Origin of the sequence: Paenibacillus puerhi, assembly GCF_009846885.1 — a bacterium.
Taxonomy (GTDB): domain Bacteria; phylum Bacillota; class Bacilli; order Paenibacillales; family NBRC-103111; genus Paenibacillus_G; species Paenibacillus_G puerhi.
On sequence record NZ_WUWM01000017.1, the window covers coordinates 20,562 to 39,732 of the forward strand.

Sequence of the window (19,171 nt, forward strand, 5' to 3'; positions counted from 1 at the left end):
GGGTCTCTACCGCATTCTTTCGTTACTGATCCTTCCAGCGCTGTACCGTCACGGAGATGCTCTGGGCGCCCCCTGAAGGAGTCAGCGTCCGGTTCGCCAGATCCGTCCCGTTCGCATTCACCTCCACTGTCGCCCAGCTGCCTCGTGTCAGCTTGTATGAAGCAGCAGTGCCGGCCGGAAGGCTGAGAGTAATCGCATATACGCCATCGGTACCCTTCGTCAGCTGATAGGCCGGGTCGGCCGGGTTCCAGCTATTGAACGTACCGGATACATATACCGGGCCGTTAGCCGGAGTAGACGCGGGAACGCTCACCTGAAGCGTGACGCTGTCCGGCTGCGGAACACCTGCCGTCTTGCTTCCATTTACCAGGCTCCAGACCCCGCTGTCGAAATGATAATCGGCCCCTCCGTTGTTATCCCAAGCGCCGCTTCCGTTGTTAAAGGCGGCCGTCAGACCGGAAGCATTGCCGAGCGGGATCGTCGCACTTTTGTAACCCGCATAAGAGGATTCCTGAAGAGCTGTCCCGGGGGGTGTCGTCCAGGTCGTCGAGCCGTCCAGCTTGTAGTGGATATAGGCGTTCGCATAGGCTGTGTTTTTGTAATAAATGGTGACACTGCCGCCTGCCGGCGTCGTCGCAAGGACGGGAGGCGCGCTGAAGCCGGAGAGGTTGCCGGCCGCATCATACGCCTTCACCGTATAGGCATACTCGGTAGCCGGGGCCAGTCCCGTATCCGTATAGGAAGTTGAAGCCGTCTGGCCCACCTTCACCCCGTTGCGGTAAACTTCGTAACCAGTCACCCCCACATTATCCGTCGAGGCCGTCCAGTTCACCTGAATCGAGGTCGCGCCTGCAGCGACGGCAGTCACCCCTGTAGGTACCGACGGAGCTATGGTATCGACCGGACCCGACAAGGCCTTCGCATACAGCTTGGCCGAGTTGGCCCCGATACTTACCGTAATCTGCTTGCCCGTTACACCGCCCGTCTGTACCGTTACCGTATCGGAAGGATTCAGCTGGTTCGTCAATATGGTTCCTGCCGTAAGGGTGCTCTCTGCCCGCAAAGGCATCGTCACGGTCTGCGTGCCGCTAGACGCATTACTGAAGACGGCAACAACCTCTTGGCCGGTTTGGCTTCCGCTGTCGATGCGACGGGAGAATGCATACAGGTTTTGCGCCGACCACATTTCCCGCTGCTTCCCTTTGCGAAGAGCCTCATAGATTTTACGGATTTGGTTCAGCTTGGCTACGTATTGATAGGTATCGGTGTTCTCATTGAAGTAGTTTTGGATCACATTGCCGCTTGCATCGCGCTTCACCATCGACCAGCGGTTCCACGTATCGGCGATGCCTCCCGTGATGATCTGACCGTTGCCGTTGCCCTTATTCTGCTCCGTTCCCTGGAAGACGACCGGAAGACCGCGCGCGGCGAAGATGAAGGTCAGGGCATTCTGAAGCTTCTGCACATTGCCCCCCGCCTCTGTCAGGAAGCGGTTGCGGTCATGATTGTCGATGAAAGTGACCATATGGTTCTCGTTGCCGCCATAATAGGAATCTTGAGCGAAGGTGTTTTTCACATGGCTGTCAAAGGACTGGCCGTAAGCAAAGCTGTTCAGAACCGAGAAGAAAAGCGGGAAATCCAGCATCCCCCATTCCTTGTTAGGCCCCACCCAGCGGGATACGAACTCGGCATTGCCGTCGAAATTCTCACCGAACGTATTGACCCCCAGGTAGTTTTGCAGAGCGCCGATATCCGTCGGCTTCATCAGCTTGGCCGCATCCACGCGCGCCCCATCTGCCCCTGTATAGGTGAACCAGTTCTTGATCGAGTCGAATATCGCCTGCTTGGCCGCCGGCACATCGAAGTCTATGTCGTCGAGACCAGCCAGATCATGGTTCTCCATATAATCCTGGGCAGCCTGGGTGTAGACGCCGTCCACAAGTGACCAGTCGATGTCCCCGTTATGGTGATACCACGACGGATTGTTGAACGGGGCGGCCGGCTGAAGCGACGGAATATCATAATAAGCCTGGGTGCCCAGCATATAGTCGCCGACATGATTCGGAACAACGTCGATGATGACTTTTATGCCGAGCGCATGTGCCGAGTCGACGAGCTCCTTCAGCTTCTCCTTCGTTCCGAAATAAGGATTCGCGCTGTTCGGGTCCTTCACATTGTACCCGTGGTACGCCGTATTTTTGCCCGAACCGTTGTTATCGCGGCTGGTGAGCTGCGGCTCGGCCACCGGCGAGATCCAGATGGCGGTGTAGCCCATATTTTTGATATAAGACAGCTTATCGATCACACCCTGCCAATCCCCGCCCTTCATGTAGCGGAAATCGTCCTCGGAGTTTTCGCCATAGCGAATAGCCGCTCCGGTCGCATTGTTCGTCGGATCGCCGTCGTGGAAGCGGTCGACCATAATCTGATAGATGGTGTCGTTTTCATCCACCGTCCCGATACTGGCCGCTTGAGCGGGCTTCGGGGGAAGGAGTAAAACGTTTGCACAAATGGACAAAAAGAGCGCAGCAATCAGCAGCCATGTAATACGCTTGGTAGGACGCACAATCTTCCTCCTCTGTTTTGGAAAATGGGGAATACCTGCTTAAGCAGACTGCCGTTCGTTGTTGTTTAGCGTGGGTGATAAGGACGGGCAAGCCAGCGAGCGTGCGCCGTTGCTCCACTCGGCGAATGATAGCCGTAGGGAAAGCAAGGGGCACATGTTGAAGCGTGCTGAATCATGGAGAAGAGACAGCGCCTGATCCTGACGATGCCAAATTTAGGAAACCGGTTTCCCTTTCAAAATTATCACGCCCCTACTGAATTGTCAATCGCTCCGCGCATAAATAGGGCTTCGGTAGGGGCCCGGGTTCGAAACTTGCTGAATCCGCTCGAATGATGGGTTCATGCGGGAAACGCTCGCGCCGGCGCTGCGAACGGCTAAAAGCCCCGACCCTCCCTGGGGGGAGTTTCGGGGCTTTACGCTTTGCAGCCTGGTTAGATCGACGGCACGTTATCGCGGCCTCGGGCTGGCGTCTTCCGCTTGTCGATCAGCCGGTTCACGGCATCCACATACGCGCGCGCGCTCGCTTCAAGAATATCCGTGCTGACGCCGCGGCCTTGAACCGCGTAATCGCCCTGCTTCAGCACGACGTGCACCTCGCCAAGCGCATCCTTGCCGTGAGTGACGGACTGGATGGAGTAGTCATCGAGCTCGACTTCCTCGCGGGTCGCCTTATCGATCGCGTTGTAGATCGCATCGACCGAGCCATTGCCGACAGCCGCTTCGTCGAGCGTCTGGCCGTCCAGGGTACGGATACGCACGCTCGCCGTCGGCGTGGACTGGTTGCCGTACGAGACCTGGATCGTCTCCAGCGCGAATACCTCCGGCGTCTCGATCAGCTTCTCTTCGATCAAGGCGAGGATATCCTCATCGGATACCTGCTTCTTCTTATCGGCGAGATCCTTGAACTTGCCGAAGGCAGCGTTAACCTGCTCATCCGGCAGCGTGTAACCGAGCTCGATCAGCTTCTCGCGGAACGCATGGCGTCCGGACAGCTTGCCCAGCGGCAGCTTGCCGCCCTTCAGGCCGATCTTCTCCGGCGACATGATCTCGTAGGTCGTCTTCTCCTTCAGCACGCCGTCCTGGTGAATGCCGGACTCGTGGGCGAAGGCGTTGGCGCCGACGATCGCCTTGTTGCCGGGTACAGGCATACCGGTCAGCTTGCTGACCAATCGGCTCGTGCGGGCAATCTCGGACAACGTCAGCGACGTCTTGGCCTGGAAATAATCCTGGCGCGTCTCGAGCGCCATCGCCACTTCCTCGATGGCCGTGTTGCCGGCGCGCTCGCCGATGCCGTTGATCGTACCTTCGATCTGATCGGCCCCGTTCAGAATCGCCGCCAGCGCATTCACCGTCGCCATCCCCAGATCATCGTGGCAGTGCGCGCTAAGCTGGATCTTCTCGACACCCGGCACCTTTTCCTTGAGGGTCTTGAAAATATTCCCGTACTCATACGGCGTCAAATATCCGACCGTATCCGGAATATTCACGACCGTTGCGCCCGAGCGGATCGCAAGCTCGGTCACCTCGCAAAGGAAGTCCAGCTCGGTCCGGCCTGCATCCTCTGCCGAAAATTCGATCTTGCTGAAATACTTCTTCGCGTACGTGATAGCCGCTGCAGCCGCTTCAAGCACCTGATGCTTCTCCATCCGCAGCTTGTGCTTGCGGTGAATCGGGCTCGTTGCAAGGAAGAGATGGATACAAGGATCCTCGGCTCCCTTGAGCGCCTCGCGCACCGCTTCGATATCCTGTTCGCGGGAACGGGACAGGCCGATGATGGAGGCGTTCTTGACTGCCCGCGCTACCGCATTTACCGCTGCCAGATCGCCTGGAGATGCAGCAGGGAATCCTGCTTCGATGCGGTCTACACCCAGCTTCTCCAGCTGCAGCCCGATCTCCACCTTCTCCTGAATATTCAGGTTAACGCCCGGGGATTGCTCGCCATCGCGAAGCGACGTATCGAATACATAAATTTTTCTCATGCCGGTCTCACCTGCGCTTTGCCGTAGATTTAACTCATGCTTTAAAGCACAAAAAGGTACGGCTCGAAAACGGACAGGTCCGGCCCGGTTTCCCGGTCCGGCCTGGCTAACGTCGTCAAGCCGACCTTCATGCCAAATGAAAAGCTAACCCGCATCAGCGGATCGATTACTTCTTGATCCAGTGCATCATTTCACGCAGCTGGGAACCGACTTGCTCCAGCGGATGCTCGGATTCCAGGCGGCGGGTTGCCGTCATGAAGGCATTGCCGGATTGGTTTTCCAAGATGAAGTCGCGCGCGAATTTACCTTGTTGGATGTCGGACAGCACGCGTTTCATTTCTTTCTTCGTTTCTTCGGTGATGATACGAGGACCTGTTACATAGTCGCCGTACTCAGCCGTGTTGGAGATCGAATGTCTCATCGTAGCCAAGCCGCCTTCGTACATCAGGTCGACGATCAGCTTCAGCTCGTGCAGACACTCGAAGTAAGCCATTTCTGGAGCGTAGCCGGCTTCAACCAGCGTTTCGAAACCTGCTTTAACGAGCGCGGACGCGCCGCCGCACAGTACGGCTTGCTCGCCGAACAGATCCGTTTCGGTTTCTTCACGGAAGGACGTTTCGATAACGCCTGCGCGTGTGCAGCCGATACCTTTCGCATAAGCAAGACCCAGTTCTTTCGCTTGACCGCTTGCATCCTGGTGGATAGCAATCAGGCCGGGAACGCCGAAGCCTTCCACGTATACGCGACGAACCATGTGACCCGGGGACTTAGGAGCAACCAGGAACACGTCTTTGTCCGCGGACGGATTGATTTGGCCGAAGTGAACGTTGAAGCCGTGGGAGAACATGATCGCTGCGCCATGCTTCAGGTTCGGTTCGATTTCGCTCTTATAGACGCGGGCTTGCGTTTCGTCTGGCATCAGGATTTGTACGATATCAGCCAGTTTTGTAGCTTCCGCTACGGAATAAACATCGAAGCCGTCGTTTTTCGCTTGTTGGAAGGACTTGCCTTCGCGAAGACCGATAACAACCTTCACACCGCTGTCACGCAGGTTTTGCGCTTGAGCGTGGCCTTGGCTGCCATAACCGATGATTGCGATAGTTTTGCCTTTCAGAACATTCAGATCTGCATCTTTTTCATAATAAGTTGTTACTGCCATGGTATAATAGCTCCTCCTTTAAGTTAAACCCTGTGAGCGGGTGCTCACATGCACCACCTGCCGGCCGCTCTTGCCCTAACCTCGCCGCCTGCAAGGTCATACGCCTGAGCACCCGCTCACCTGGATCACTGCCTTTGCATGTATTCCAAGTACGGACCGCCCTCGTTCCGTCAGACTCGAGGCGGTTTGTTGCTCTTACTTGCCGCGGACCATCGCCGTCACGCCTGTACGCGACAACTCCTTGATGCCGTAAGGCTTAAGCAGCTCCGTCATCGCGTCGATCTTGTCGGAATCCCCGACGACCTGCACAATCAAGGAGCTTGGCCCGATATCGACTACTGCGGCGCGGAACGTCTCGACGACGCCGAGAATTTCCGGACGCATCCCCGGCTCGGCACTGACCTTGATCAATGCGAGCTCCCGGGCGACCATCGGGTTCGAGCTGAGGTCGACGACCTTGATGACGTCGATCAGCTTATACAGCTGCTTCGATACCTGCTCAAGCGTCTTATCGTCTCCGCTCGTCACGATAACCATGCGCGAAAGACCCTTTTCCTCGGACTCCCCCACGGTAATACTTTCAATATTGAAGCCCCGGCGGCCGAAGAGGCCGGACACACGCTGCAGTACACCGGGCTGGTTGTTTACCAAAACGGAGATGGTGTGTTTGTCGTTCATTCCGATTCCCCCAATAACATTTGGTCTATCGTCGAGCCCTGCGTGACCATCGGGAACACGTTCTCGTTCTTCCGAACGACGAATTCGACGAGAACCGGACCCGGGGTATCGAGCGCCTCCTGCCAGACGCGGCCGGCTTCTTCCTTGTTCGTGGCGCGAAGTCCCTTCACGCCGTAAGCTTCAGCCAGCTTCACGAAGTCGGGGCTGCCCGCCAGATCGATATGGCTGTAGCGGTTGTCGTAGATGATCTCCTGCCATTGGCGCACCATCCCGAGCACCTGGTTGTTAATCACGACAATCTTCACCGGAATTTGGTTGATCGCACAGATCGCCAGCTCCTGCGAGCACATCTGCATGCCGCCGTCACCGTTAATCGACACAACCAGCCGATCCGGGTTCGCCACTTGCGCTCCGATCGCAGACGGGAAGCCGAAGCCCATCGTCCCGAGACCGCCGGATGTAATCCAGGAGCGCGGCTTGTTGAACTTGTAGAACTGGGCCGCCCACATCTGATGCTGCCCGACATCCGTCGTGACGATCGCATCGCCGTTCGTCGTCTCATGAATCATCTCGATCACGTACTGCGGCTTCAGCTCGGTATCGGAATCCACATAGCGCAGCGGGTTGTTGCGCTTAAGATCCTGTACCTCGGCGATCCAGCTCTCGGACTTCGCAGGCTTCGCCTTCTGGTTGGCCAGCTCCAGCACGTTCTTGATGTCGCCAACGACCGGAATCGCGGTAGCGACGATCTTGCCGATCTCTGCCGGGTCGACGTCGATGTGAACAATCTTCTTGGCCTTCGGCGCGAAGCCGTCCACCTTCATCGTCACCCGGTCGTCGAAGCGCGCGCCGATCCCGATCAGCAGATCGCAATTTTGCAGCGCCATATTCGCCGCGTAGGTACCGTGCATGCCCGGCATGCCGAGCCACAGATCGCTCGCGCTCGGGAATCCGCCCAGGCCGAGCAGCGTAGTTGCAACCGGAATCCGCGTTTTCTCGACGAATTCCATCAATTCCTCCGAGGCTCCTGCGTAGACGACGCCGCCGCCGGCGATAATCATGGGACGTTCGCTTTCGGCGATCGCCTCCAGCATCCGCTCGACCTGCAGCTTGTTCGGGCTGACCGTCGGGTGATAGCCGCGGATATCCACCTTGTCAGGATAGTGGAACGCAGCCAGGGCATTGGAGACATCCTTCGGAATATCAATCAGGACCGGCCCTTTGCGTCCTGTCGAGGCAATATGGAACGCCTCTTTGATCGTACGGCTCAAATCCTTCACGTCGCGCACCAGATAACTGTGCTTCGTAATCGGCATCGTGATGCCGGTAATGTCCGCCTCCTGGAAGGCATCCGTTCCGATCACCGATGTCGCTACGTTGCCCGTAATGACTACGAGCGGCACCGAGTCCATGTACGCTGTCGCGATACCGGTCACCAGATTTGTCGCTCCGGGTCCGCTGGTCGCAATACAAACGCCCGTCTTGCCTGTCGACCGGGCGTACCCGTCCGCCGCATGAATGGCTCCTTGCTCATGCCGCGTCAGCAAGTGGTTGAAATCAGGATTGCCGTGCATGGCATCGTAAATATATAGAACCGCTCCGCCGGGGTAACCAAAGACGCAATCCACATCCTCCAGCAGCAAGCTGCGGAGCAGAATCTCCGAACCGGTAATCACATCCGGTTTCAATAGCTCCTCTCGAAGCTGCTCTTTGGACTTTTGTTTGGTTTGAACGATCATGTTCATGTCCTCCTCTCAAATCATCCAACGCTAACCTATGCAAAAAACCCCCTTCATCCCAGACGCCGTATAAGCGTCTGCGGGACGAAAGGGGTTGATCTTCCGTGGTACCACCCAGAATTTGTTAAATGCCTCACAGCAAATAACCTTAAGAGGTAACGAACGTCGCTAGCAAACGTTGCACTTACCTTAGGCACTTTAACGTGTGCCAATCCGATTCTCCCTACTAACCACGGCGATTCAAACCGTACTTTTCAGGAAAACAGCTCCGAGGTGAGCTCGTAGACAAGGGATTGTGGCATTGGTTTCAGCAACTCCGAATGCTCTCTGAACACAAGGGCCCTTAACACTTCGTCCTCTTCATAGCCGTTAACTGTTGAACTTGCTTTTTAAGTATTATATGACGAATCGAATCCTACGTCAAGGGGGAACGAGGGGCTTGTCATGAATTCGCCTGGGCGGCTTGGGCATCCCGAATCCTTCGCTGACCGCTCCTATCCGCGGCCTGTCATGTGTCATTTCCGGACGAACCGGGTAAAGCTTACATACGTCTGGAACAAAAAGGAACACTATATTCGGATGGACAAGCCGTCCCGGACCTCCTATTCCTTGACCGCACTCAATCTATAACGTATTTCCGCTACACAAGGAGTGATACAGATGCATAAGCTGTTACTCGTCTTATTGGCTTTCCCGCTTCTCATCGTGGGCTCGCCGACGAATGCGCCCGATGCCTCAAGAGCTCCGGCGACTGAAGCCATACAAGCGCCCTCTGGGGGCAAGTCGCCGGGCACCGTATCGACCGCCACGGCTGTTCCAGCCGCATCTATACAAGACGATGCCCTCGGGCCTGCCGAGGCCACCGGCCAGCCCGTGCTAACGTTCTCCGTGCTGAGCGACATTCACGTCGAAGCTTCCGATAAGGACTCCCAGCGCAAGCTGTCAGCCGCTTTGACCGATCTGCATGCCGTTAATCCGAAGGCCGACGCTCTGATCATTAACGGAGACTTAACGAATGGCATGCCGGCCGACTACAGCAAGCTGCAGTCGCTGCTCGACAAAGCCCCCTTGCCTGACGACGTATGGTTCACCATAGGCAACCATGAGTTTTATAAAGCCTGGATGGACGATACTGGGAACTACCGGAAGAGCGCCTTTCCCAACAACGAGACGGATGCGGCTTCCATCGAACGCTTCCTGCAGTTCACGGGAGGGGACAAGCTTTACTATGCCAGAACGATTCGTGATCACCGTTTTATTTTCCTTGGTTCGGAGCAGTACAGGCAATCGAACCCTAACAACGGCGAGGATGCCTACTTGTCCCAGGCCCAGCTCGATTGGCTGAACCGCGAGCTTAAGCAGGCCGCCGGAAGCCAAGCCGCCGATCAGCCCATCTTCGTCTTTCTTCACCAGCCGCTGCCTTATACGGTAGCAGGCAGTCAATACTACTTGAATACCCGGGCGGTGATTCAACACGAACAATTAAAATCAATCCTAACCCAGTACCCTCAAGTCTTCTTCTTCTCGGGCCATACCCACTGGGAACTGAAGCTGCCGAACACGCTCGTGCGCGACGGCTTCACGATGATCAACTCCTCGTCTGTCGATGAGCCGCTGACCGATCACGGTCCGGAAGGCGAGAAGCCCGCGGGGCCTGACGAAAGCGAGGGGCTCTACGTAGAGGTGTATGACGATCGGGTAGAAATCAAGGGCCGCGACTTTCACCGGCAGCGCTGGATACCGGAGGCGCAGTTCGTTATACCGACCGGCCCCCAGAAGCGCTAGGCCAAAAAAGCCCAACCGGGTCACGCACAAGGTGCGGACAGGTTGGGCTTTGAAATGCGAACGCCGTACTAGGCGTTTACTTTTTGCTTAGCTGCATCAGCCAGGGAGTTGAACGCGTTGATGTCGTTGACAGCGAGGTCAGCAAGCATCTTGCGGTTTACTTCCACGCCTGCAAGTCTGAGGCCATGCATCAGCTTGCTGTAGGACAGGCCGTTTTGGCGAGCTGCCGCGTTGATACGGACGATCCACAATTTGCGGAAGTCGCGTTTCTTTTGACGGCGGTCACGGTATGCATAGAGCAGGGATTTCATTACCTGTTCTTTTGCTGTTTTAAATAATCTATGCTTCGAGCCAAAGTAACCTTTAGCAAGCTTCAAAATTTTCTTACGACGACGAGTGCGGATAAAGCCGCCCTTTACTCTTGCCATGACGATCTACCTCCAAGAATGTTGTGTAGGAATAACCGAAATCGATCCGGTCTAGAATACTAGCCTTTGATGTTAGCCAGCTGCTGCTTCAGACGATTAACATCGCCAGGAGCCATAACAGGGTTTGTAGCAAGCACGCGCTTTTGACGGCCGGATTTGCCGGACAGCAGGTGATTTTTGTATGCTTTATACCGTTTTACTTTACCGGTACCTGTAATTTTGAAACGGTCTTTCAAGCTGCTGTGTGTTTTCATTTTTGGCATGGGGTGTTCCTCCTTAAAGAATGAAGTTATTGCTGTTGTTTGGGAGCCAGAATCATGATCATGCTCCGGCCTTCCAGCTTCGGTCTCCGCTCAACGACGCACAGCTCTTCGACTTCAGCTGCCATACGCTCCAATTGACGCTGACCGATCGAGGCATGTGCGATCTCACGGCCGCGGAAGCGGACGGACAACTTCACTTTATCGCCTTCGTTCAGGAACTTCGTCACATTGCGCAGCTTGGTTTGGAAGTCATGCTCGTCGATCGTAGCGCTAAGACGGATTTCCTTGAGTTCTACGACCTTCTGGTTTTTGCGGGCTTCCTTTTCTTTCTTTTGCGATTCGTAGCGGAATTTACCATAGTCCATCACGCGGCAAACAGGCGGCTTCGCCGTAGGAGCGACGTTCACCAAGTCCAAATTCATATCCTGCGCGAGCTGCAGCGCTTCGCGAATCGGCTTGATGCCCAGCTGCTCTCCATCTGCTCCAATCAAACGAACTTCCTTCACCCGAATCTCATCATTAATCATGTGCTCTGTACTGATAACCTGCCACCTCCAAAGGTATGGTGTCTCCTCTAGGGAGACATGCCGTTATTGTCAAGGTGGATCGGCAGCGAACGCTACAGCCTAAGCTTCCCGATCCACAAAAAAGACGTAGGCGCTAGCGCCCACGTCGGTTTAGGTTCAAGTGACGAATGATCCAAAGGCACCCGTCGGCAAACCGGGGGTATCCCTCATTCCGTGTCATTCACTCTCAATCATAACCAGCCAACCTCAGTCGGGCAGGTGAGAAGCGGGCGCTTCTTCTTATGCACCAAATCAATATAGCATAGGCGCATGTGCAAAGTCAACTGTTATTCGATTGTCCAAGCTGGGCTCTACCCGGCCTGCTTGCTCTGTACTTCCTCCAGACGGATGACGCGGGTATGCTCCGTGTGGCTCCACTGCTTGTTGTTCTGAGTGAAGAAGGCATAGAACGTGATCGGCCACCAGGACAGCATATAGATCGGGAACGTGATCAAATATTTGTAGGTTTTCAGCGGTGCCTTCTCCAGTACAAGCGCTACGACAAATTGGCCGTAGGACAGAATGGAGTAGGCAGCGAAGAGCGCCGGCGCCATCTGAAACAGAGACGGAAAGTTCTCCACCGTAGGAATGCTCATGTTGATCCACAGGATGACGGTAAGGATCGACGATACGAACACGATATACACGTTCAGCGCATAGACAGCCGTATCGATCTTCGTCCAGCTGCGGTCGCGAATGCCTGCCCACAGCAGCGGGAAGAAATAACGGCGGCATACGTCAAAGTGTCCTTGCATCCAGCGCAGGCGCTGGCGGGCCGACGCCTTGAACGTCAATGGCTTTTCGTCGTATACCTTCGCTTCGTAGTTGAACGTAGGACTAATCCCGCGCGCCACGCAGCGCATCGTAAACTCCAAGTCCTCGACGAGGCTTGTTGCGCCCCAGCCCATTTCCTTGATCAGCTTCGTGTCGAAGCACATGCCCGTACCGCCCAGGTAGTTGGCTAGTCCTAGATTGGTGCGCGGAAGCTGCCACAGACGGTTGCAATACCAGTAGGTTACCGCATAAGCGGCGGTAATCCAGGAGTCATGCGGGTTCTTCGTATCCAGGTAAGCCTGGATCACTCGGGAGCCGTTGCACAGATCGTTGTTCATATGCGTCAAATAATCCGGGTTAACCAGGTTATCGGCGTCGAACATGACGATCGCGTCGTACTCGCGCGGCATCTTCCAAAGCTCCTTCAGCATCCATTCGATGGCATAGCCTTTGCCGCGCAGCTTCGGATTGCTCCGCTCGCAAGCGGTAGCGCCCATCTCGCGAACGATCTGCGCCGTACGGTCGGTACAATTATCGCAAATAACGAATACGTCGTATAATTCTTTCGGATAGTCAAGGTTTTTGAGATTCTCGATAAGCGCCCCGACGACCTGCTCTTCGTTATGCGCCGCTATGAGCACGGCAAACGATTTTTGCGGCGCATGGCTCACTTTGTTCTTGCGTCGATACCAACCGAAAAACGTCAGGATCAACTGATAGCCTCCGGTTACGGCCAGCAAGATCTGGAGACCAAGCAGGATACTGTCCAACATGAAACATCCCCCTTTTTTTTGTATGTACCCCTTATTGTCTTTGTCATTCTCTAGTCATCCGTGTTTCCATACGGATTCGATGGTGCAGCTTGGAATGCGTGGGTCGCCGAATATGATTTTCCTCTCTTTACCGCGATTTGTCAAAACCTCAAAGCCGCTTGTTTAAGTCAGTTCTCTGTCATTTCGCGGTAAAAGGCCTGCAATTCCCCGCATGTTCTTCGCCTTCCATCTTTTTACGTCTTATTTTCATCGTTTTTCAAACTTTTTATAAGCCTGATCTGGAAAATGTTTTCTCCAAACGCTTCGTTTGAAGAACGTGCGTTAGTTCAGGATGACTTGCTTCCCCGCTCATGGACAGAAGAAAGTCCGGCCGCTTCTGTAAAGCTGGCGTACAAGCGCGAGAAAATAGAGTCCCAGGATTGCCGCCGGCTGTAGCTGAGCGCTTCCCGGGCCAGCTCCGCGGACAACGCGCGATCCGCGTACATTCGACAGACCGCTTCGACAAAATCGGCTATATTGCCCGGTTCGCACAACCATCCGGTCCGCCCATGCCCGATCGTATCCGCTACGCCTCCGGCCGCGGCACCGATGACCGGCGTCCCCGAGGCCATCGCTTCGAGCACAACGTTGCCGAACGTTTCCGTCGTGGACGGGAACAGGAAAACATCGGCGGCTGCGTACAGCTCGCCCAGCGCTTCTCCCTGCTCGAAGCCGGTGAATGTAATGTCGGCCTCACCTCCATACCGCTCTGTCAACGGCTTATATAAGGGGCCATCTCCGGCCACGATCAGATGGGATCCGGCCCGGACGGCAGCCGGCAGCTGCTCGAATGTGCGCATCAAAACGTCCACGCTTTTCTCCGGCGCAAGACGGCCCACGTATAACAAGACGAATTTGCCGGGAGAAATGTTGCGGGAAGCCAGTATCCGGTCACGATCGGCAGTCGGGCGGAACTTTTCCGGCTCGACTCCCCTGGGCCAAATTTCCAGCCGCTTAAGTCCCTGCTCATGCAAATGCTGCCGGCAGGATTCTGACGGCACGTAAATTCGGCGGCAATCCTGGTGAAACCACATCATGTATTTCCACAATATAGGCTCCATCCATTGCAGCTTATAATAGGCAAGATAACGATCGAAATGAGTATGATACGATGCGACTACAGGCACCTGATGACGCTTCGCGTAGTTCAGGCCTACCAGACCGAGATTGAAAGGCGTAGCCAAATGAATCAGATCGGGAGCGAAAGCCCGAAGCGTCTTGCGAAGGTTGACAGGGTTCGGAATCGCCATCCGGCATTCCGGATACAGAAGGAAGGGAATGCTGTAGAAGCGCTCCACCATTCGTTGATCCGATCGGACTGCCGATTGGCTGCCCGGCGCGAACACCATGCACTCCGCTCCTCTCGACTCCAGATAAGTCACCCAGCGGCCAAGCGTCTTGGCCACACCGTTGACGTCCGGTACGTAGGTATCGGTAAACAGGGCTACTCTCATGAATAACCTCCTCCAGGTTTTGTGAAACACTTGGGCAGCGAGGAGCGTGGAACAAAGGACAATTGGACGCGAAAGTTTTTTCGTAGGGAAGCGGCAGCCGGTGCGGTAAAATCTGAATGCTCTGGCTCCAGTCCGGTGAGTCGGAATGCGGAATAGCAGGGCATGTTGAAGGGTTCATTCTATAGCGGGGCGTCTAATATATATAAGTAGAGTATCATTAGTCTGGATCGGGGAGGGGATGGAGATGCCTTCACCTGACATGATAACGTGCAACTGTTAACGGGGTGTCAAAGCCTTATTCATTTTTTGTACAGTTTTCGTTGATACTCCATTAACAATCCGTAGCTACAATAGACATATAGATTCCACTGCGAGGAGGCGCTAATTATGGGCCGTGTCGTCACTTGGCTGCAGCGTCATGAAAACCGGATGTTCTGCTTCGTCAACCAGCGTATCCAGCATGGCGTGCTGGATCGATTTTTCGGTCTCATTACTCATCTGGGCGGGGCAACCGCTACGATCGCCACCGCGCTTTGCCTGGCTCTGCTAGCTTCCGGAGAATGGAAAACAGCTGGCATCCAGTCCTGCGCCGCGCTAGCCGTCAGCCACATACCTGTCGCTATTATTAAGAAGAAATATCCCCGGCTCCGCCCTTATCTGGTGCTGCCGGACACGTATACGTATAAGAACCCGCTTACGGATCACTCCTTCCCGTCCGGCCATACGACAGCCATCTTCTCTGTGCTGGTACCGCTGATGTATATATCGGGCCTCGCCTTCGCGGTGCTGCTGCCGGTAGCTATCCTGGTCGGCGTGTCCCGCATCTATCTGGGCCTGCATTATCCTTCGGACTGTTTGGCCGGCTGCCTGATCGGGACGGTTACCGCCGCTTCGGCCGTTGCCGTAATCGGCTAGCGATTTCATTCCTAGCAAGCAGGGGGAATTCTGAATGCGAAAAAAAAGGATTTTGCTGCTCTCCGAAGGCTTCGGCGCCGGGCATACCCAAGCCGCGCACGCGTTATCCGACAGCCTGCGCAAGCTGTCGCCGCATCTGCAGACACGCGTGCTCGAGCTCGGCAGATTTCTTCACCCTACCTTGGCCCCGCTCGTATTCACCGCTTACCGCAAGACCGTTTCTTCGCAGCCGCGCCTCTACGGGATGGTTTATCGCGCCCAATACAAGAAATCGCTGAACCGCGTCACCCAGCTAGCGCTTCACCGGATCTGCTACGCTCAGACGGCGCTGGTCATCCGCCAGCTTCGACCTGACTTGATCGTGTGTACGCATCCCTTTCCCAGCGCGGTCGTATCCAGGCTGAAGCGGATCGGTCTGAACGTGCCGCTGTGTACGGTCATCACCGATTACGACGCCCACGGAGCTTGGGTCAGTCGCGAGGTAAACGCCTATCTCGTCTCTACGCCCGACGTCAGGGGCAAGCTGCTGGAGCGTGGAGTCGCCCCCGATCGAGTCAAGGTGACGGGCATACCGGTCCATCCCAACTTCTGGGAGCCGCATAATCGCGAAGAGCTGAGGGCTAGCTTCGGCCTTCAGGACATGCCTACGGTGCTCGTTATGGGGGGCGGTTGGGGACTGCTTAAGGAAAGCTCATTTCTGGAGAGGCTGGTCGGATGGAGCGATAAGCTGCAGCTTATCTTCTGTCTGGGGAATAACGAAAAAGCTAAGGCCGCGCTGATGGGGGATAACAAATTCCGGCATCCGAACGTGCGTCTGCTCGGATTCACCAAGGAGATCGATAAGTGGATGGAGGTATCCGATCTGCTGATTACGAAACCGGGCGGTATGACTTGCACGGAGGCGCTGACCAAGGGCATCCCCATGCTGTTCTACGAGGCCATACCGGGACAGGAGGAAGAAAACCTGCAGTATTTTCAGCAGCAGGGGCTGGGAGAAGCGATTCGTTCTCCCGAGACGGTCGACCGCTGCTTCTCGCAGCTGCTTGAGCGTTACCCCCATACACAGGGGCGAAGCCGGCAGCCTGCCGGAGCGCCGGGCGCATACGACCCGGCCCATTGCTCGCGTGCCATCCTCTCGCTGCTGGCCTCCCAGACTCGTGGCCAAGAAAGCACGACGTTGTCGCCGGAGGCGAAGGAGCCCGTCCTGCACGCGTAGCTTCCTCCCTGCCCTGCTACCCGGTCGGTCCAAACAAATAGCGTCCTTGCGAAAGCTCCGGGCTCACGCAAGGACGCTATTTGTTTGATGTACAGGATCATTCTGAAGCCGGGCTTGCCGCCGAAGCCTCCAGATCCGACAAGCTTCGGATATGCGCTTGCAGCGCCTTCTCGCCGATAACGGCCTCCAGGCGGTGAATCGGCATGCCCTGTTGGGAAAACTTCGTTTCATACTCGGTCATGACCAGATCGGTTCGCGGTCCTTCCGCATGCAGGTCTAGCGAGATGTTGCGAAGCCTGATCCCCAGATCGGCGAATGAATTCAGCGAAAACTCGAACAGGCTGTGGGAGTCCGTTTTGAAATGAATCTCCCCCCACTCGCCCAGTACGGACTGATATTTACGTATGAAGGCGGCATGCGTCAGCCGGCGGCGGGCATGCTTTTTTTTCGGCCACGGGTCGCTGAAGTTCAAATAAATGCGGTCGAGCTCATCCGGCTCGAAAATATCCTCCAGCTGCTCGATATTAAAACGGACCAGACGTAGATTAGACAGATCGCCGCCATACGTCAAACGGGAATCGCGGGCCTTCTCGCTGCCGCGGCGGATAAGCTCGTCGTACATATCGATCCCTATGTAGTTTATCCCGGGATTCAGCGCGCTAAGCTCGCTGATAAACTTTCCTTTGCCCATGCCTAGCTCGACATGGATCGGGCGGTCGTTGCCGAACGCCTCGCGCCAACGTCCCTTAAACGTCTGAGGCTCCAGTACCACCAGCTCCGGCTGCGCCTCCAGCGCTTCTTTAATTCCTTTACGTCCTCTTAAACGCATGCTTTGCTTTCCTCCAACCGCTTAATTGCCGGTTCACGATGTATGCGAACGAGCGTTTTTCCTGTGTCGATTATACTCCGAAACTCCGGCAAAAGAAAAGACCGGCCTATCGTCCATCCCTTGCGGGCGACAAACCGGTCTTCCCTATCGGGGGGAGAGTTAGTCTCGCCCGCCCCCCAAGGGTCATTATTTGCGGAAATCTCCTTCTTCCCGGTTACGGCCGCGCATGCCGCTCAGACCGAGCAAGCCAAGCAGACCCAGCCAGCCCCAGTCAAAACCGCGTCTAGCCGTCGTCGTTTCATTCGTACGGTACGTATGGGTGTTATAATTTCCGCCATACCCGTAACCGGTACGATCGCCTGCCGTTCTTGGGTATGTGTTCATGCGATCCAGCATGTTATCCCGGGTACGCGTAAGACCATCGGTCGTTGTCGTTGTACCCGTTGTTGTACCGGTAGCTCCGGTCGTTCCAGTAGTAGTCCCGGTCGTCGTACCGGTAGTTGTTCCGGTCGTTGTTCCAGGTATACCGGTTGTCCCAGTTGTACCGATAGTACCGGTTGTTCCGGTTGTTCCGGTTGTTCCGGTTGTTCCAGTTGTACCGGTGGTACCAGTTGTACCGGTTGTACCGGTTGTACCGGTTGTACCGGTCATCGACGTACCTGTCCCGGTCGTTGTTCCCGTACTCGTGCCCATAGTTGCCGTCGCACTCGCACTTTCCGTCATAGCCTGGCTGCCTAACCCAACGGTCGCCGTCAACGCCAATACGAACACTGTCTTAGCGAACTTGTTCATGTTGTAAGAGATCTCCCTTCGTCCATCAAGTTTGGTTTGCCGCCTTGCCTTCATAGGATGGACTCGCCTCGAAAAACTTATCCCGGCTGCATGAAGGAGGATTTTCCTATGGAAATCGTTCGCTTTTCGCCCTTCTTTTTTGTAGAATAAGTGAAATAAGAAGCGACGCGCTTCGGGCAGCTTACTATTTCGAACGTCGAAGGAGTTAAGAACATGCACGCGAGTAAAACAATCGAACCTCAGCTTTGGGGAGATAAGCGATTTCATACATGGAATTACGAGATGCGCCGACAGTTCGGCACCAAAGTATTCAAAGTGATGCTGGATGCCGGCTTTACCTGCCCGAATCGGGACGGTAGCATTGCCAAAGGAGGCTGCACCTTTTGCAGCGCAAGAGGATCGGGCGACTTCGCCGGCAGTCGCCGCGACGACCTCATCACCCAATTCAACAAAATTAGAGACTTGCAGCATCTCAAATGGCCGGAAGCCCAATACATCGGTTACTTCCAGGCGTATACGAATACCTATGCGCCGGTTGAAGAGCTGCGCGAATATTACGAGGCTATTCTCCAACAGCCGGGCGTAGTCGGGCTCTCTATCGCCACCCGTCCGGATTGCCTGCCGGATGACGTTATCGATTACCTGGCCGAGCTGAACGAGCGAACTTATTTATGGATTGAAATGGGACTGCAAACCGTCCATGAGAGCACTTCGGAGCTGATTAACCGCGCCCACGATACGAAATGCTACACCGACGCCGTGGCAAAGCTTCGCGCACGCGGCATTCGGGTATGCGCCCATATTATTTACGGACTTCCGCAGGAATCGTCTGAGATGATGCTGGAAACCGGAAGGGCCGTTGCACGGATGGATGTGCAGGGCATCAAAATCCATCTGCTGCATCTCATGCGCAAAACGCCGATGGTGAAGCAATATGAAGCCGGCCTTCTGAGGTTTCTCGAGAAGGACGAATATGTGAACCTGGTCGTGGATACGTTGGAAATTCTGCCGCCGGACATGATCGTCCATCGGCTGACCGGCGATGCGCCGCGCGACCTGCTGATCGGGCCGATGTGGAGTCTAAAGAAATGGGAAGTGCTCAACGCCTTCGACCAGGAGCTGCAGCGGCGAGACACTTGGCAAGGTAAGCTCTGGAAGCCTTGACCGGCCTTCGACCGACGAAGGCAGTCATAAGATTCGCATTCGATACGAATTG

Annotated in this window: 17 protein-coding genes; 5 read left to right on the forward strand and 12 right to left on the reverse strand. The window is 55.5% G+C overall.

Annotation, left to right across the window (positions count from 1 at the left end):
- Window positions 1-22: 22 nt before the first annotated feature.
- The 5 genes from GSF01_RS16255 to ilvB form a co-directional block, all read right to left on the reverse strand.
- Window positions 23-2,566 carry an alpha-amylase family glycosyl hydrolase gene (locus GSF01_RS16255; protein ID WP_201305416.1) on the reverse strand — a complete coding sequence of 848 codons (2,544 nt, stop codon included), beginning with the start codon at window positions 2,564-2,566 and terminating at the stop codon, window positions 23-25.
- A gap of 431 nt (window positions 2,567-2,997) precedes the next feature.
- Window positions 2,998-4,545 carry a 2-isopropylmalate synthase gene (locus tag GSF01_RS16260; protein ID WP_159885834.1) on the reverse strand — a complete coding sequence of 516 codons (1,548 nt, stop codon included), beginning with the start codon at window positions 4,543-4,545 and terminating at the stop codon, window positions 2,998-3,000.
- Between the two features lie 166 nt (window positions 4,546-4,711).
- Entirely contained in the window at window positions 4,712-5,704 is a 993-nt protein-coding gene (gene ilvC, locus GSF01_RS16265) for a ketol-acid reductoisomerase (RefSeq protein ID WP_159885836.1), read from the reverse strand.
- A 195-nt stretch (window positions 5,705-5,899) separates the two neighbouring features.
- Window positions 5,900-6,382, reverse strand: a complete 483-nt coding sequence (ilvN, locus tag GSF01_RS16270) for an acetolactate synthase small subunit (protein WP_159885838.1) — start codon at window positions 6,380-6,382, stop codon at window positions 5,900-5,902.
- Complete coding sequence (gene ilvB, locus GSF01_RS16275) at window positions 6,379-8,121, reverse strand: biosynthetic-type acetolactate synthase large subunit (protein WP_159885840.1); 1,743 nt, start codon at window positions 8,119-8,121, stop codon at window positions 6,379-6,381. Before ilvB ends, ilvN begins: the two co-directional genes overlap by 4 nt.
- Window positions 8,122-8,565: 444 nt before the next feature.
- On the opposite strand from ilvB, the gene GSF01_RS16280 reads away from it, so the two are divergent.
- Both GSF01_RS16280 and GSF01_RS16285 read left to right on the forward strand, forming a co-directional pair.
- A complete protein-coding gene (locus tag GSF01_RS16280) occupies window positions 8,566-8,751 on the forward strand; it encodes a hypothetical protein (RefSeq protein ID WP_159885842.1) in 186 nt (61 codons plus the stop codon).
- Window positions 8,752-8,781: 30 nt separating this feature from the next.
- Complete coding sequence (locus tag GSF01_RS16285) at window positions 8,782-9,906, forward strand: metallophosphoesterase family protein (protein ID WP_159885843.1); 1,125 nt, start codon at window positions 8,782-8,784, stop codon at window positions 9,904-9,906.
- A gap of 68 nt (window positions 9,907-9,974) precedes the next feature.
- Here the strand turns inward: GSF01_RS16285 and rplT are convergent, their stop codons facing one another.
- The 5 genes from rplT to GSF01_RS16310 form a co-directional block, all read right to left on the reverse strand.
- Window positions 9,975-10,334 (reverse strand): 50S ribosomal protein L20, encoded by a 360-nt coding sequence (gene rplT / locus GSF01_RS16290; RefSeq protein ID WP_159885844.1) that lies wholly within the window; start codon window positions 10,332-10,334, stop codon window positions 9,975-9,977.
- 59 nt (window positions 10,335-10,393) lie between these two features.
- Window positions 10,394-10,597: a 50S ribosomal protein L35 gene (rpmI, locus tag GSF01_RS16295; RefSeq protein WP_072331093.1), complete on the reverse strand. Its 204-nt coding sequence runs from the start codon at window positions 10,595-10,597 to the stop codon at window positions 10,394-10,396.
- A gap of 26 nt (window positions 10,598-10,623) precedes the next feature.
- Complete coding sequence (gene infC / locus GSF01_RS16300) at window positions 10,624-11,124, reverse strand: translation initiation factor IF-3 (protein ID WP_159885845.1); 501 nt, start codon at window positions 11,122-11,124, stop codon at window positions 10,624-10,626.
- A 350-nt stretch (window positions 11,125-11,474) separates the two neighbouring features.
- On the reverse strand, window positions 11,475-12,710 hold the full coding sequence (locus tag GSF01_RS16305; protein WP_159885846.1) for a glycosyltransferase family 2 protein: 1,236 nt from the start codon (window positions 12,708-12,710) through the stop codon (window positions 11,475-11,477).
- 326 nt (window positions 12,711-13,036) lie between these two features.
- Window positions 13,037-14,203, reverse strand: coding sequence for a glycosyltransferase family 4 protein (locus GSF01_RS16310; RefSeq protein WP_159885847.1), 1,167 nt, complete (start codon window positions 14,201-14,203; stop codon window positions 13,037-13,039).
- 387 nt (window positions 14,204-14,590) lie between these two features.
- Between GSF01_RS16310 and GSF01_RS16315 the strand changes: the two genes are divergently transcribed.
- Window positions 14,591-15,118 carry a phosphatase PAP2 family protein gene (locus tag GSF01_RS16315; RefSeq protein WP_159885848.1) on the forward strand — a complete coding sequence of 176 codons (528 nt, stop codon included), beginning with the start codon at window positions 14,591-14,593 and terminating at the stop codon, window positions 15,116-15,118.
- 34 nt (window positions 15,119-15,152) lie between these two features.
- Window positions 15,153-16,334, forward strand: coding sequence for an MGDG synthase family glycosyltransferase (locus tag GSF01_RS16320; protein WP_159885849.1), 1,182 nt, complete (start codon window positions 15,153-15,155; stop codon window positions 16,332-16,334).
- Window positions 16,335-16,431: 97 nt separating this feature from the next.
- On the opposite strand, the gene trmB is transcribed toward GSF01_RS16320, so the two are convergent.
- Both trmB and GSF01_RS29350 read right to left on the reverse strand, forming a co-directional pair.
- Window positions 16,432-17,163 carry a tRNA (guanosine(46)-N7)-methyltransferase TrmB gene (gene trmB, locus GSF01_RS16325; protein WP_159885850.1) on the reverse strand — a complete coding sequence of 244 codons (732 nt, stop codon included), beginning with the start codon at window positions 17,161-17,163 and terminating at the stop codon, window positions 16,432-16,434.
- Between the two features lie 186 nt (window positions 17,164-17,349).
- Window positions 17,350-17,955, reverse strand: a complete 606-nt coding sequence (locus tag GSF01_RS29350; RefSeq protein WP_201305417.1) for a WGxxGxxG-CTERM domain-containing protein — start codon at window positions 17,953-17,955, stop codon at window positions 17,350-17,352.
- 213 nt (window positions 17,956-18,168) lie between these two features.
- Here GSF01_RS29350 and GSF01_RS16335 point away from each other — a divergent pair, with 213 nt between their 5' ends.
- The gene (locus tag GSF01_RS16335; protein ID WP_159885852.1) at window positions 18,169-19,119 is read left to right on the forward strand and encodes a TIGR01212 family radical SAM protein; all 951 of its coding nucleotides are present in this window, start codon (window positions 18,169-18,171) and stop codon (window positions 19,117-19,119) included.
- Window positions 19,120-19,171: the final 52 nt, after the last annotated feature.